Raw genomic sequence first — 14129 nt, 5'->3', positions numbered from 1 at the left:
GATCGTTTTCGTGTCCGACCCGCAGTTGTCCGGCCTGCTCTCCGCTGTCCTGCCCGATCCCGCCCTGCGCGCGGTGATCGAGCGGGCCGACGCGCCCCTGCTGGAGCTTTCCGGCGCCACGGCCACCCGCCAGCTGGTGGTCGCGGCGCTGGCGTCCGACGCCGGGGCGGGCCGCCCGGTGCTGGCCGTCACCGCCACCGGCCGCGAGGCGGAGGAGCTGACGGCCGCGCTGGCGAGCCTGATCGGCCCCGACGCGGTGGCCGACTTCCCGTCCTGGGAGACGCTGCCGCACGAGCGCCTCTCGCCGCGCGCGGACACCGTCGGCCGCCGCCTGGACGTGCTGCACCGCCTGCACACCGACCGCGCCCCGCGCGTGGTGGTGGCCACGGTCCGCAGCCTGATCCAGCCGATGGCGCCGGGCCTGGGCAGCCTCGCGCCGGTCGAGCTGCGCGTCGGCGAGGAGGAGGAGTTCGAGCCGCTGCTGGAGCGGCTCGTCGAGCTGGCCTACACCCGCGTGGACATGGTCGAGAAGCGCGGCGAGTTCGCCGTCCGCGGCGGCATCCTGGACATCTTCCCGCCGACGGCCGACCACCCCTACCGCGTCGAGTTCTGGGGCGACGAGGTCAGCGAGGTGCGCGCGTTCGCGGTGTCGGACCAGCGGTCGCTGCCCGGCGAGCTGTCCTCCGTCTACGCCCCGCCGTGCCGGGAGCTGCTGCTCACGCCGGACGTGAAGGCCCGCGCCGGCGAGCTGGCCGAGCAGTACGAGGCCGACGCGCAGCTGGCCGAGATGCTGACCAAGCTGGCGGGCGGCATTCCGGTCGAGGGCATGGAGGCCCTCATCCCGGTGCTGTGCGAGGGCGAGCTGGAGCTGCTCACCGACGCGATGCCGGAGGGCACGCACGTCGTGCTGGCGGATCCGGAGAAGATCCGCGCCCGCGCGGCGGATCTGGTGCGCACCGGACAGGAGTTCCTCGAAGCATCCTGGATGTCGGCGGCCGGTGGCGGGCAGGCGCCGATCGACCTGGGCGCGTCGGCCTACCGAAACCTGGAAGAGGTCGCCAAGCACGCGGGCGAGACCGGCCGGGCGTGGTGGACGTTGTCGCAGCTGACCAGCGAGGACGCCGACGTCATCCGGATCGGCGTGGAGGCCTCGCCCGCCTACCGCGGTGACCTGGAGCGCGCGGTCACCGACCTGCGGGCGCATCTGGCCGCGGACGGCACCGCGGTGCTCGTGGTGGCCGGGCACGGCACCGCAGCCCGCGCCGTGGAGCAGCTGTCCACCGCCGGGATCTCCGCGACCCACGCGGCGGACGGCCTGCTCGACCAGCCCGCGCCGGGCATCGTCACGGTCGCCTGCGGCGGCCTCGCCGAGGGGTTCGTCGCGCCCGAGCTGCGGCTGGTCGTGCTCACCGAAGCCGACCTGACCGGCCGCGGCGCCACCGCCGGCTCGGCGACCCGCGACCTGGGCACGAAGATGCCCTCGCGCCGCCGCAACGCGGTCGACCCGCTGGCGCTCAAGCCCGGCGACTACGTGGTGCACGACCAGCACGGCATCGGCCGGTTCGTGGAGATGGTGCAGCGCACCGTCGGCGGCGCCACCCGCGAGTACCTGGTGCTGGAGTACGCCTCGTCCAAGCGCGGCCACCCCGGCGACCGGCTGTACGTGCCGAGCGATCAGCTCGACGAGGTCTCCCGCTACGTCGGCGGCGAGCTGCCCACGCTGAACAAGCTGGGCGGCTCGGACTGGAAGAACACCAAGGCCAAGGCGCGCAAGGCGGTCAAGGAGATCGCGGCCGAGCTGGTGCAGCTCTACGCGGCGCGCCAGGCCTCGCCGGGGCACGCGTTCGGCCCGGACACGCCGTGGCAGCGGGAGCTGGAGGACGCGTTCCCGTTCACCGAGACAGGCGACCAGCTCGCCGCGATCGACGAGGTCAAGGCGGACATGGAGCGCGGTGTGCCGATGGACCGCGTCATCTGCGGTGACGTCGGCTACGGCAAGACCGAGATCGCGGTGCGCGCGGCGTTCAAGGCGGTGCAGGACGGCAAGCAGGTCGCGGTGCTGGTGCCGACCACCCTGCTGGCCCAGCAGCACCTCAACACGTTCGCCGGCCGGATGGCGTCGTTCCCGGTGACCATCAAGGGCCTGTCCCGGTTCACCGACAAGATCGAGGCGGAGGCGACGCTGGCCGGCCTCGCCGACGGCACGGTCGACATCGTGATCGGCACGCACCGCCTGCTGCAGACCGGCATCCGCTACAAGGACCTCGGCCTGGTCATCGTCGACGAGGAGCAGCGGTTCGGCGTCGAGCACAAGGAGCACATCAAGGCGCTGCGCACGCACGTCGACGTGCTGACCATGTCGGCCACGCCGATCCCGCGGACGCTGGAGATGTCGCTGGCCGGCATCCGCGAGATGTCGACGATCCTGACCCCGCCGGAGGACCGGCACCCGATCCTGACCTACGTCGGCGCGTACGACGACAAGCAGGTGGCCGCCGCCATCCGGCGCGAGCTGCTGCGTGACGGTCAGGTGTTCTACGTGCACAACCGGGTGTCCTCGATCGAGAAGGCGGCGCGAAGGATCCGCGAGCTGGTGCCCGAGGCGCGAGTGGTCACCGCGCACGGCCAGATGAACGAGGAGAAGCTCGAAAAGATCATCCAAGGCTTCTGGGAGCGCGAGTACGACGTGCTGGTCTGCACCACGATCGTGGAGACCGGCCTGGACATCTCGAACGCCAACACGCTGATCGTGGAGCGCGGCGACCTGCTCGGGCTGGCGCAGCTGCACCAGCTGCGCGGCCGGGTCGGGCGCGGGCGGGAGCGCGGCTACGCGTACTTCCTGTACCCGCCGGAGAGCCCGCTCACCGAGACCGCGCACGACCGGCTCGCGACGATCGCGCAGAACACCGAGCTGGGCGCCGGCATGGCGGTCGCGATGAAGGACCTGGAGATCCGCGGCGCAGGCAACATCCTCGGCGCCGAGCAGTCCGGGCACATCGCGGGCGTCGGGTTCGACCTGTACGTGCGGCTGGTCGGCGAGGCGGTCGACGTGTTCCGCCGCAGCGCCGGCGAGGCGCCCGCCGAGGAGGAGGAGCTGCGCGAGGTCCGCGTCGACCTGCCGGTGGACGCGCACATCCCGCACGACTACGTCCCCGGCGAGCGGCTGCGCCTGGAGGCGTACCGCAAGATCGCGGCCGCGGTGGACGACGACGAGCTGCGCGCGGTCGAAGAGGAGCTGATCGACCGCTACGGCCAGCCGCCCGCCCCGGTGCAGCGGCTGCTCGCGGTGGCGCGGTTCCGGCACGTCTGCCGCTCGGCGGGCGTCACCGAGGTGTCCGCGCAGGGCAACAACATCCGCTTCGCGCCGCTGGAGCTGATGGACTCGCAGATGGTCCGGCTGAAGCGGCTGTACCCGAAGGCGAACTACAAGGCCGCGATGCGGATGGTGACGGTGCCGAAGCCGACCGAGGGCCCGGCGGGCGGCCGCATGGGCGCGCCCGCGCTGCGCGACGAGGCGCTGCTGGACTGGTGCACCAAGCTCCTGATCAACTTGACCAAGAAACCCGCCCCCGTCGGTTAGGAGACCCCCGTGGTCACGCGCAACGAAGAGAAGAGCCGCTACGAGATCTTCGTCGAGGACAAGCTGGGCGGGTTCGCCGAGTACCGCGAGCGCGGCGACAACGTGATCTTCACGCACACCGAGATCGACGACGCCTTCTCCGGCCAGGGCCTCGGCTCGAAGCTCGCCAAGGCGGCCATCGAGGACGCGGTGGAGCGCGGGAAGACGATCGTGCCGCTGTGCCCGTTCATCGCGGCGTACCTGCGCAAGCACCCCGAGCACGACGCGCACGTGCGGTGGCCGCAGGGGCAGTGAAGTTCGCTCGTCCGGGTCCGGTGTGAGAGGGTACGCGGTGTGATGCGGATCATGGGTCGCTCCCGGTCGCTGCTCGCCGCGCTCGTCGCCTGCCTGCTGCTCGCCGGGTGCGGGTCCGGGCCGAGCCAGGTGGGCTCCGCCGTGATCTTCAGCGACCGCGAGATCACCGTGGACCAGGTCCAGGACCTGCTGGACAAGGCCGTGCGCGAGCACCCGGCCGCGCAGCAGCTGTCCCAGCAGCACAAGCTGGACCTGGTCGGCCGCGAGATCGTGCGCCAGCTGGTGATCCACGACGTCCTGGCGCGCGCCGCCCAGCGGGAGGGGCTGGCCATCGACCCGCGGCTGCTCGACCAGTTCCTGACCGCCGACCCGCTCGCCGACCCGGTCGACACCGCGGGCGCGGATCCGTCGCAGCTGGCGCAGCAGATCGCCAACCGGGTGCGCGACCACCGCGAGGTGATCACCGACAGCCTGCTGCTGCAAGCGCTGGGGCAGAAGTACCTGGACCGCATGTCGGTCACGTTCGACTACACGTCGGTGTCCTCCGACATCGGCGGCGACCAGCCGCTGGACCGGCGGGAGCGCGCGATCGCCAAGGCCGAGGAGATGGCGAAGAGCCCGACGGCCGCCGCCGAGGTCATCCGCGCCGACGCGGCCGCGGGGGAGCGCACGAGCACCGGCGAGGCGGTGCCCGCCGCGCAGGCCCCGGACCTCGCCACGCTGGTCCTGTTCGGGGTGCGGCCGGGCACGGTGGTCGCGTTCCAGCCGAGCCAGGAGCAGGCGGTGTGGATCGTCGCGATCGTGCGGGAGCGGAACCTGAACGCGCCGTCCTCGGGCGAGCAGGTCGCGCAGCCGTCGGCGGCGCAGCTCGCGGCCATCGGCCAGCGGCTGCTCCAGCCGTACGTCGAGGAGGCCGGCGTTCGCATCAACCCGCGCTACGGCGTGTGGGATCCTGTGGCCATGAACCTCGCTCCGAGCAGCGCCGAGACCACCGGCGTCGTCGTGCCGGTGAAGGGTGCCGCACAGCCGTGACGGTCGTGCTCCTGCCCTACCCGGACGCCGGGATCCCGCCGGCCGCCGTGCCGTTCCTGCGTGGCGCGCAGGCCGTGTACGCGTCCGGGATCGACGGTGAGCTGGCCGATCTGCTGGGCGCGAAGCCGGCGCCGGACGACCTGGCCGCGGAGCCGGGCCCGGTGGTGCTGTTCGCCGCCGACGCCGCCGATCCCGCGGTGGAGGCTCTGGTGCGGGCCGGTTCGCGGGTGATCACCCAGCCATCCGGAGCAGGCCTGGTCGAGGCCGCGAAGGTGATGGACCGCCTGCGCTCGCCGGGCGGTTGCCCGTGGGACGCCGAGCAGACCCACGACTCGCTGCGGCAGTACCTGGTCGAGGAGACCTACGAGCTGCTGGACGCGATCGAGGAGGGCGACCGCGCCGCGCTGCGCGAGGAGCTGGGCGACGTGCTGCTCCAGGTGCTCTTCCACGCACGCGTGGCCGCCGAGGACGCCGAGGACCCGTTCGACGTGGACGCGGTCGCGTCCGCGCTGGTCGCGAAGCTGGTCGGGCGGCACCCGCACGTGTTCACCGATGCCGAGCGTGTGCACACCGCGGCGCACCAGCAGGTGCGATGGGAGGAGCTGAAGCAGGCCGAGAAGCGCCGCGAGTCCAGTGTGGACGGTGTGGCGCTCGGGCAGCCGGCGGTGGCACTGGCGGGCAAGCTGGGGCAGCGCACTGGGCGTGCCGGCCTGCCCGCGGACCTGTTCCCCGGTGGCGACTCGTCCGCCGAGCAGCTGTTCCGGCTGGCCGCTTCCGCGCGGCGGTCCGGGATCGACCCGGAGGGCGAGCTGCGCGCGGTGGCGAAGCGGTTCGCGGCGGACGTGCGCGAGGCGGAGAAGTCGGCCAGGGCGGCCGGCCTGGACCCGGCGGCGATGGACGCCGACGCGTGGCGCGCCCACTGGCCTCAGGCGAACAGCGACTCGCCCCAGTAGCCGGTCTCGGACACGCCGGGCGGAACCGCGAACAGCGCCGAGCCGGTGTGTTCGAGGTACTCCATCATCGAGTCCTTCGCCGACAACGCCTTCTGCATCGGCACGAACTGGGTGCGCGGGTCGCGGTTGAAGCAGATGAAGAACAGGCCCGCTTCGAGGTGCCCGACGCCGTCGGAGCCGTCGACGAAGTTGTAGCCGCGGCGCAGGATCCGCGCTCCGCCCAGGTTTTCCGCCGACGCCAGCCGGATGTGGGCGTCCGTGGCGATCAGCGGTTCGCCGTCCGCGCCGCCGACGTGCAGGTCCACCGGGTCGAACTCGGCGGTCTGCCCGAGCGGCGCCCCGGTGCCCTTCGCGCGGCCGACGATCCGCTCCTGCTCGTCCAGCGACGTCCGGTCCCACGTCTCGATGTGCATCCGGATGCGCCGCGCGACCAGATAGCTGCCACCCGCCATCCAGTCCGGGCCGTCGCCCGGCGCGACCCACACGTGCTGGGCCAGCGCGGCCGGGTCCTCGGCCTTGAGGTTGTTCGTGCCGTCCTTGAAGCCGAACAGGTTCCGCGGCGTCACCTGCGACGTCGACGTCGAAGCGCTGCGCCCGAACCCGAGTTGCGACCACCGCACCTCGGTGGTGCCGAACCCGATCCGCACCAGGTTGCGCACGGCGTGCACCGCGACCTGCGGGTCGTTCGCGCACGCCTGGATGCAGAGGTCACCGCCGCTGCGGGCCGGGTCCAGGTTGTCCTTGGGGAACGCGGGCAGGTCGGCCAGCGCGGCCGGCCGCTTGCCCGCGAGCCCGAAGCGGTCGTCGAACAGCGACGGCCCGAACCCGATCGTCAACGTCAGCGACGCCGCGGGCAGGTCGAGCGCCTCGCCGGTGTCGCCCGGCGGCGCGGCAGCCGAGCCGCCCACCGCGCCGCCCGGGACCACTTCCTGACCGGCGGTCATCCGGCGGGCGGCGTCGGTCCACTTGCGCAGCAACGAAACCAGCTTCGCGCGGTCCTTGGTGGTCACGTCGAGCGCGACGAAGTGCAGGTGTTCCTGCGCCGGCGTGACGATCCCGGCCTGGTGCTCGCCGTGGAACGGCACGATCTCCTGCGCGGCCTGCGCGGCCTGCGCTTCCGGCGCGGAGAGCGCGTGGTCGATCCCGGCGCCTGCCGCCGCGCCGGCCCCGGCGAGAGCGACGCCGGCGCCCGCGATCCCCAGCAGCCGGCGGCGGGACACCTGCGTCATCGCGCGACGACCTCCGCGGTCCTGCTCATCGGCTCGCTCAGCGCGTCCACGGCCGAGGCGAACTCGCGGATCTGGTCCTGGGACAGTTCGGTGTAGTACTTGAACCCGTCGCCGGCGCGCTGCGCGTCGAGCAGGGTCTGCACGTTCTTGAACTGGGCGTCCACTTCGGACACCAGCGCCGGGTCGCGTTCCTGCAGCACCGGCCGCAGGGCCTGGATCGCGGCCTCGGAGCCGTCCAGGTTGGCCTGGAAGTCCCACAGGTCGGTGTGCGAGAAGGTCTCCTCCTCGCCGGTGATCTTGCCGGTGGCGACCTCGTCCATCAGCTCCTTGGCGCCGTTGGCCAGGTCGAGCGGCGTGAGCTGGATGGCCTTGGCCTGCGTCACCAGCGTGGTCACGTCGGCGACGAGCTTGTCGGCGACCTGCGCGCTGTCGGCCTGCAGCCCCGTGACCCACAGGTCCTTCTCCAGCCGGTGGAAGCCGGTGAACTGCTGGCCTTCTTCGAGGTCGGCCTCGCGCACGTCGATCGCCGGGTCGAGATCGCCGAACTTCTCCGCGACCGGCTCGATGCGCTCGTAGTAGACGCGGGTCGGCGCGTAACGGGCCTTGGCGTCGTCGACGTTGCCGGACTTGACGGCGTCGGCGAACTTCTGGGTTTCGGTCAGCAGCGCGTCGCTCTGGCCGGCCACGTAGGTGGCGTAGCTCTTGGTGGCGTCGCCCAGCTTGGTGTTCGCGTCGGCCTGGCGCGTGGCGCCACCGGTGACCGTGAACGCGCCGCGGATGCCGTCGCCGGTCATGCCCGGTTTGCACGCGGTCTGGTACGTGCCGGCGTCGGGCACCTCGACGGTCAGCTTCCGGGTCAGACCGGGTGCGATGTTCTCGACCTCGCCCATGATCCGGTCGCCCTCGGCGTAGAGGTAGAACTCGGTGACCTTGGTGCCCTTGTTGGTCACCTCGAACGTCACGTTGCCCGCGTTCGCGGTCGTCGCCGACACGGTGCACGCGGTGTCGGTGGCGTCGACGGTGATCGGGCCGCCCGCCGCGGTGTTCTGGTCACCGCCGGAGCAGGCGGACAGCACGAGCAGCGCGCCGAATCCCGCGGCGGCGAGTGGGGTCTTGCGCAAGGTCACTCCTTGGAACCGGCCACCGCGGGGGTGGTCCTGTCTGCGGGCCGCCGCAGGAACAGCGGCAGCACGATCACGACGTAGGTGATCCAGGCGATGGCCTGGAGCACGGTCGTCTGCTGCGAGTAGTTGAAGACGCCCTTGAGCAGCGCCCCGTACCACGAGGTCTCCGGGATGGCGGTGGACGCGTCGAAGGCGAGGGTGTGCAGGCCGGGCAGGAAACCGGCTTCCTGCAGGTCGTGCAGGCCGTAGCCGAGGACACCGGCGGCGACGAAGACCAGCAGGACGCCGGTGATCGTGAAGAACCTGCCGAGGTCGAAGCGGATGGCGCCGCGGTAGAGGCCGTAGGCGATCGCGACGGCGATGGCGATGCCGACGGCGAACCCGATCAGCGGCTGGGTGGTGCCGCCCTGCGCGGTCTGCACGGCGGCGTAGAAGAAGACCGCGGTCTCCAGCCCTTCCCGTCCGACGGCGAGGAAGGACAGGAGCAGGACCGCGAGCGGTCCGATCGCGAGTGCCTCGTCCATCTTGCCGCGCAGCTCGGCGGCGATGCTCTTCGACGCCTTGCGCATCCAGAAGATCATCGCGGTGACGAACCCGACGGCCACGATCGACAGGCTGCCGCCCAGCAGTTCCTGTTGCTCGAACGACAACTGGGCGGTGGTGAAGGTCAGGATCGCGCCGACGCCGACCGAGAGGAGCACGGCCGCGGCGATGCCCGGCCAGACCCAGCGCAGCGCCGAGCGCCTGCCGGTCTTCACGAGGAAGGCGACGAGGATGCTCACGACGAGGGCGGCCTCCAGGCCTTCCCGGAGGCCGATGAGCAGGCTCGAGAACAACACGGGTGGCCTCCCTGGGCGCATCGGACGGAATAGGTTTAGGTAAGGCTCACCTGAATGTCCATCCCGATCTTGTTCGCCTGAACGGAGTAACCTCGCAAATCCGACTGTGCGCAGCGTGTTTGCGCAGGTAGGACACATGGGAACGGGTCGATAACGAAGTTGTGTGATCCGCCCGGCAAGGCGACTGGATAACCTGTCCGGGTGGCAGAACCCACTCAGCCGGGGGACGCCCGGATCCGGCGGTTTTCGCTCCGCGTCCTCATCGGGGCCGCGGTGGCCGGGACCGGGCTGGTGCTCATCCTGACCATCGGCGTGACCCGGCCCGGCGGGGACCCGCAGCCGGTCCAGCCCGCGGTGGCCGCGCGGACGTCGGAGCCGCCGGTGGGTGCGACGGCGCCGCCCCTCGCCCGGCTCGCCCCGGAGGACCGCCCGCGGGAGTCGGACCTGAGGGCGCTGGACACGTGGTCGAACGAGGTCGCCGCGGCGACGAAGCTGCCGGCGCGCCTGCTGGCCGGTTACGGCCGGGCGGAGATGTGGATGCGCGCGGAGTGGTCCGGATGCCACCTGTCGTGGGCGACGCTCGCCGCGATCGGCCAGGCGGAGGCGGTCGGCACCGGCCCGCTCCCGGTTCCGGAGGAGATCTGGAAGCAGTGGTCGGCCCGCGCGTCGGGCGACGGAAAGCAGCCGGACCCGAAGGACGTCGACGACGCGGCGCTGACGGTGGCGAGGTCCCTGTGCTCGACGGGCGCCGACCTGGCCACCCCGCAGGGCTGGTGGGCCGCGATCACCGGCAGCCCCACCCTGGCCGCCGAGGCGGGGCTGATCTTTGACACCGCCACCACACTCGCCAAGGCAGCACCGCGCTAGCTAGCGGCGCGCAGTGCACACAACCCGAGCTGGGTGGTCATCCCGTCGCCTGAGACCGCAACGATCACTTTGAGCCAGGCCCGCAACCCAGGCCGCCAGCGCGCAGCCGACAACGCAACCTTGCGGGCCTGGCTCAAAGTGATACACCCAACCGGAAGGCGACGGGATGACCACCCAGCGGCCACCCACCCGAGGCGAGGGGCGTGCCCTTGGTCATCCCGGAGCCTGCCCGTCCGGCGAGGACATCCCTTGATCTTTAGAGCCGCACCAACCCCGGCGACGCGCCCAGCCGGAAGATCAACCCTCCTGAAGACGAACCCGCGCATTAACCTCGGACAACGCGTCCTGGTACTCCGGCACCGGGTTCATCGCCCAGGCCATGCGCAGCTGTCCCAGAGCTTCGACCAGTCGTCCCAACCTCTGGAGCGTGCGTCCCAGCACGAAGCGGGCGTAGTGATCGGACGGGTCGAGCTCGAGGACCCGCGTCAGCGCCTGCTCGGCGCGGTTGAGCTGGGCGGAGTGGAAGTAGGCGCGCCCGGCCAGCAGCTGGACGCTCGGCTTGTCCGGTTCGCTTTCCAGCACCGGCTGCAGCGCCTTCAGCGCGTCCAGTGGACGCCGCTTCTCGACGAGATCCTCCGCCTCGCGAAACGCGTGCAGCGGGTGGCGGCCTGCTGTTCCCCGCGGGGTCTCTGAGTCTTCCATCTTCTGATCGACGTTACCCCCGGAAAGCGCGTTTCGGCAGGGGCGATCAGGGTGGCTCGGGGCGGCATGATGCACTAACCGGTCATGAGCGAAGAACCGCGGTATCTCGGACTCTCGCCCTACCTGTACTACACCGATGCCACGGAGGCGCTCGACTGGCTGGTGCGCGTCTTCGGCTTCACCGAGAAGGTCCGCTACGTGGACGCGTCCGGCCAGGTCTTCCAGGCCGTGGTCGCCGCGGGTGACGCCGAGATCGTGCTCGCCGGGGTCGGCGCCGACTACTGGGAGGCGAAGGGCGTCGACCGCCCGGTCGGGCAGCTCAACGTCGTGTACGTGCCCGACGCCGACGCGCAGCACGAGTACGTCTGCGCGGCGCTCGGGGAGGGCTGCGACGTGCCGCCGCCGCAGGACCAGCCGTACGGGGCGCGGGTGTTCACGGTGCTGGATTGCGGGGGCAACAGCTGGACGTTCTGGCAGCAGATCTCGGACACCGCCGATCTGCCGTCCGGGTGGCAGGAGGTCAGGGCCGGCGAGTGACGCGTGCCTCCACCGGGTGAACGGCGATGGCGGCTACGCTGGTCGCGTCTTCGCTGGACAAACCGATGAGGAGCAGTTGTGGCGGTCATTGAGCAGGTAGGCGCGCGCGAGATCCTGGATTCGCGTGGCAACCCGACCGTTGAGGTGGAGGTGGCTCTCGACGACGGCACGCTGGCGCGGGCCGCTGTCCCGTCGGGCGCGTCCACCGGCGAACACGAGGCCGTCGAGCTGCGCGACGGTGACCCCAAGCGTTACAACGGCAAGGGTGTCGAGCGCGCGGTCGCCGCGGTGCTCGACGAGATCGGCCCCGAGCTGGCCGGTGTGGACGCCGTCGACCAGCGGATCGTGGACCAGAAGCTGGTCGACCTGGACGGCACCCCGGACAAGTCGCGGCTGGGCGCGAACGCGCTGCTGGGTGTTTCGCTCGCCGTCGCGAAGGCCGCCGCCGAGTCGGCCGAGCTGGAGCTGTTCCGCTACCTGGGCGGCCCGAACGCGCACGTGCTGCCGGTGCCGATGATGAACATCCTCAACGGTGGCGCGCACGCCGACACCGACGTGGACATCCAGGAGTTCATGATCGCCCCGATCGGCGCGGAGTCCTTCCGCGAGGCGCTGCGCTGGGGCACCGAGGTGTACCACTCGCTCAAGTCGGTGCTGAAGGGCCGCGGCCTGGCCACCGGTCTCGGCGACGAGGGCGGGTTCGCGCCGAGCCTGTCCAGCAACCGCGAGGCGCTGGACCTGATCACCACGGCCATCGAGAAGGCCGGGTACGCCCCGGGCCGGGACATCGCGCTGGCGCTGGACGTCGCCGCCACCGAGTTCTTCTCCGCGGGCTCCTACACGTTCGAGGGCAGCAAGCGGACGGCCGAGCAGCTGGGCGCCTACTACCAGGAGCTGGTGGACGCCTACCCGCTCGTGTCGATCGAGGACCCGCTGTCCGAGGACGACTGGGACGGCTGGGTCGCGCTGACCCAGCAGATCGGCGACCGGGTCCAGCTGGTCGGCGACGACCTGTTCGTCACCAACCCGGACCGCCTCGAGGACGGCATCAACCGCGGCGCCGCGAACGCGCTGCTGGTGAAGGTGAACCAGATCGGCACGCTGTCGGAGACACTCGACGCGATCGCGCTGGCCACGTCCAGCGGCTACAAGTCGATGATGAGCCACCGCTCCGGCGAGACCGAGGACACCACGATCGCCGACCTCGCGGTCGCGACCGGGGTCGGCCAGATCAAGACCGGCGCCCCGGCGCGCAGCGAGCGCGTCGCGAAGTACAACCAGCTGCTGCGCATCGAGGAGACCCTCGGCGACGCCGCCCGGTACGCCGGCGAGCTGGCGTTCCCGCGGTTCTCGGCGGAGAGCTGACCGGCGTAGATGACGCAACGCGGATCCCAGCGCGTGAGGCGCCCCCGGCGCACGGAGGGCTCGTCGGCCCGCCGTGCGGAGGGGGCGCCCGCTCGCCGTCCGCAGCTCGCCCGGCGGGTGGCCGCCGGGAAGGCGCGCCTGCGCCGGAGCCAGGCCAAGCCCGGCGCCGGCGCGGCGCGGGTGCTGGGGATGTCCACCACGCGGCGGGCCGCCGTGCTCGCGATCGTGGTGTGCGCGCTGGCGTTCACCGTCGCCGTGCCGCTGCGCACGTACCTCGCGCAGCGCGCCGAGGTGGCCGAGCAGGAGCAGCGGCAGGCCCAGCTGCAGCACGACGTGCAACTGCTGGAGCAGCGCAAGGCCGCGGTGTCGGACCCGGCGCAGGTCGAGGCGGAGGCCCGGCGGCGGCTGCGGTACGTCATGCCCGGGGAGACGCCCTACATCGTGCAGTTGCCCGGTGAGGGCGCGGTTCCGCCCGCCGGGCAGGCGCCGGACCCGGTGGCTTCCGGGGATGCCGCCTGGTATCAGCAGCTGTGGAGCACCGTCGGCGGCTGACCGCGCGATGGCTGCGACAATGGGTTCGTGAGCAAGACGGACCTGCCCTCGTTCGAACCGGTCACCGAGGCTGACCGGATCATCATCTCCGAGCAGCTCGGCCGGCCCGCGCGTGCGTTGCGGGCGGTGGCCGCGCGCTGCCCGAGCGGGCACCCGTCCGTCGTGCAGACCAACCCGCGGCTGGAGAACGGCACCCCGTTCCCGACGTTGTACTACCTGACCTGCCCGCGGCTGACGTCGCTGGTCGGCAGGCTGGAGGCGTCCGGGATCATGAAGGAGATGACCGACCGGCTCGCGGAGGACGCCGAGCTCGCCGCGGCGTACCAGCGGGCCCACGAGTCGTACCTCGCCCAGCGGGACGCGCTGGAGCCGCTCGGGCACGAGGTCACGGCGGGCGGCATGCCGGGGCGGGTCAAGTGCCTGCACGTGCACCTCGCGCACAGCCTCGCGATGGGCCCGGGGATCAACCCGTTCGGCGACGAGACGCTGGAGCTGCTCAAGGCGGACTGGCCCAGCGGCGACTGCGCGAAGTAGCTTCTTGGGCGCTGGGCGCTGGGCGCTGGGCGCGACTGAGCCACCGGGAGCGCGGTGCCTAGCAGGGCGCTGCGGGTGCTGCGACGCGCTGGACGCTGAGCTCGCCGACGTTGGCCGCTCTGGCTGCCGGCGGTGGGTGCTGGGTGCCCCGCGACCGAGCTACTGCGAGGGTGGTGTCCGGCGGGGCGCTGCGCCCCGCTGGACGCTGAGCCCACCGACGCTGGCCGCTCTGGCTGCCCGCGGTCGGTGCTGGGTGCCCCGCGACTGAGCTACCCGGGAGGGCGGTGCCCCGCAGGGCGCTGCCGGTGCTGCGCCCGGCTGGACGCTGAGCCCGCCAGCGTTGGCCGCCCTGCTTGCCGGCGGTGGGTGCTGGATGCGCCCGCGACCGAGTGGCCGGGAGCGTGGTGTCCCTCGGGGCGCTGCGCCCCTCCTGGATGCCGAGCCCGCGGCGCTACGCCCGCTGGGCGTCGAGCCCGCCAGCGTGACGCCGATGGGGGTCGAGCCCGCTGGCGCTACGCCAC

The 14129-nt window shown here is 72.1% G+C and carries 13 protein-coding genes; 9 read left to right on the top strand and 4 right to left on the bottom strand.

Features of this window, described 5'->3' with window-relative positions:
• The first annotated feature begins 25 nt into the window (after positions 1-25).
• Genes mfd through ABZ215_RS32070 form a run of 4 tightly spaced genes read left to right on the top strand, consistent with a single transcriptional unit; the run spans position 26 to position 5859 of the window.
• Positions 26-3580 (top strand): transcription-repair coupling factor, encoded by a 3555-nt coding sequence (gene mfd / locus ABZ215_RS32085; protein WP_354953961.1) that lies wholly within the window; start codon positions 26-28, stop codon positions 3578-3580.
• 9 nt (positions 3581-3589) lie between these two features.
• Positions 3590-3874 (top strand): GNAT family N-acetyltransferase, encoded by a 285-nt coding sequence (locus tag ABZ215_RS32080; protein WP_020419404.1) that lies wholly within the window; start codon positions 3590-3592, stop codon positions 3872-3874.
• A gap of 51 nt (positions 3875-3925) precedes the next feature.
• A complete protein-coding gene (locus tag ABZ215_RS32075) occupies positions 3926-4906 on the top strand; it encodes a hypothetical protein (protein ID WP_354953935.1) in 981 nt (326 codons plus the stop codon).
• The gene (locus ABZ215_RS32070; protein WP_354953933.1) at positions 4903-5859 is read left to right on the top strand and encodes a MazG family protein; all 957 of its coding nucleotides are present in this window, start codon (positions 4903-4905) and stop codon (positions 5857-5859) included. The genes ABZ215_RS32075 and ABZ215_RS32070 overlap by 4 nt, the downstream gene beginning before the upstream one ends.
• On the opposite strand, the gene efeB is transcribed toward ABZ215_RS32070, so the two are convergent.
• Genes efeB through efeU form a run of 3 tightly spaced genes read right to left on the bottom strand, consistent with a single transcriptional unit; the run spans position 5832 to position 9051 of the window.
• Positions 5832-7088: an iron uptake transporter deferrochelatase/peroxidase subunit gene (efeB, locus tag ABZ215_RS32065; protein ID WP_354953931.1), complete on the bottom strand. Its 1257-nt coding sequence runs from the start codon at positions 7086-7088 to the stop codon at positions 5832-5834. The two genes, ABZ215_RS32070 and efeB, sit on opposite strands and share 28 nt — an antisense overlap.
• A complete protein-coding gene (gene efeO / locus ABZ215_RS32060; protein WP_354953929.1) occupies positions 7085-8215 on the bottom strand; it encodes an iron uptake system protein EfeO in 1131 nt (376 codons plus the stop codon). The genes efeB and efeO overlap by 4 nt, the downstream gene beginning before the upstream one ends.
• Positions 8212-9051, bottom strand: coding sequence for an iron uptake transporter permease EfeU (efeU, locus tag ABZ215_RS32055; protein WP_354953927.1), 840 nt, complete (start codon positions 9049-9051; stop codon positions 8212-8214). The genes efeO and efeU overlap by 4 nt, the downstream gene beginning before the upstream one ends.
• Positions 9052-9252: 201 nt before the next feature.
• Between efeU and ABZ215_RS32050 the strand changes: the two genes are divergently transcribed.
• Positions 9253-9918: a hypothetical protein gene (locus ABZ215_RS32050; RefSeq protein WP_354953925.1), complete on the top strand. Its 666-nt coding sequence runs from the start codon at positions 9253-9255 to the stop codon at positions 9916-9918.
• Between the two features lie 297 nt (positions 9919-10215).
• Here ABZ215_RS32050 and ABZ215_RS32045 read toward each other — a convergent pair whose 3' ends face one another.
• Positions 10216-10620, bottom strand: a complete 405-nt coding sequence (locus ABZ215_RS32045) for a tetratricopeptide repeat protein (RefSeq protein ID WP_020419397.1) — start codon at positions 10618-10620, stop codon at positions 10216-10218.
• An 84-nt stretch (positions 10621-10704) separates the two neighbouring features.
• Between ABZ215_RS32045 and ABZ215_RS32040 the strand changes: the two genes are divergently transcribed.
• The 4 genes from ABZ215_RS32040 (at position 10705) to ABZ215_RS32025 (ending at position 13608) form a co-directional block, all read left to right on the top strand.
• Complete coding sequence (locus tag ABZ215_RS32040; protein WP_020419396.1) at positions 10705-11157, top strand: VOC family protein; 453 nt, start codon at positions 10705-10707, stop codon at positions 11155-11157.
• Positions 11158-11235: 78 nt separating this feature from the next.
• The gene (gene eno, locus ABZ215_RS32035; protein WP_020419395.1) at positions 11236-12522 is read left to right on the top strand and encodes a phosphopyruvate hydratase; all 1287 of its coding nucleotides are present in this window, start codon (positions 11236-11238) and stop codon (positions 12520-12522) included.
• A gap of 33 nt (positions 12523-12555) precedes the next feature.
• The gene (locus ABZ215_RS32030) at positions 12556-13074 is read left to right on the top strand and encodes a septum formation initiator family protein (RefSeq protein WP_354953923.1); all 519 of its coding nucleotides are present in this window, start codon (positions 12556-12558) and stop codon (positions 13072-13074) included.
• Between the two features lie 27 nt (positions 13075-13101).
• On the top strand, positions 13102-13608 hold the full coding sequence (locus ABZ215_RS32025) for a DUF501 domain-containing protein (protein ID WP_020419393.1): 507 nt from the start codon (positions 13102-13104) through the stop codon (positions 13606-13608).
• Positions 13609-14129 lie beyond the last annotated feature (521 nt).

It is taken from the genome of Amycolatopsis sp. NPDC006131, assembly GCF_040614175.1.
GTDB classification, from domain to species: Bacteria; Actinomycetota; Actinomycetes; order Mycobacteriales; family Pseudonocardiaceae; genus Amycolatopsis_E; species Amycolatopsis_E tucumanensis.
This window is presented reverse-complemented; position numbering and strand designations above follow the sequence as displayed.

Excerpts from the sequence above, each read along its gene's own strand:
- ABZ215_RS32075 (WP_354953935.1), top strand. The coding sequence starts at position 3,926 with ATGGGTCGCTCCCGGTCGCTGCTCGCCGCGCTCGTCGCCTGCCTGCTG.
- efeB (WP_354953931.1), bottom strand. The coding sequence starts at position 7,088 with ATGACGCAGGTGTCCCGCCGCCGGCTGCTGGGGATCGCGGGCGCCGGC.
- ABZ215_RS32045 (WP_020419397.1), bottom strand. The coding sequence starts at position 10,620 with ATGGAAGACTCAGAGACCCCGCGGGGAACAGCAGGCCGCCACCCGCTG.
- ABZ215_RS32040 (WP_020419396.1), top strand. The coding sequence starts at position 10,705 with ATGAGCGAAGAACCGCGGTATCTCGGACTCTCGCCCTACCTGTACTAC.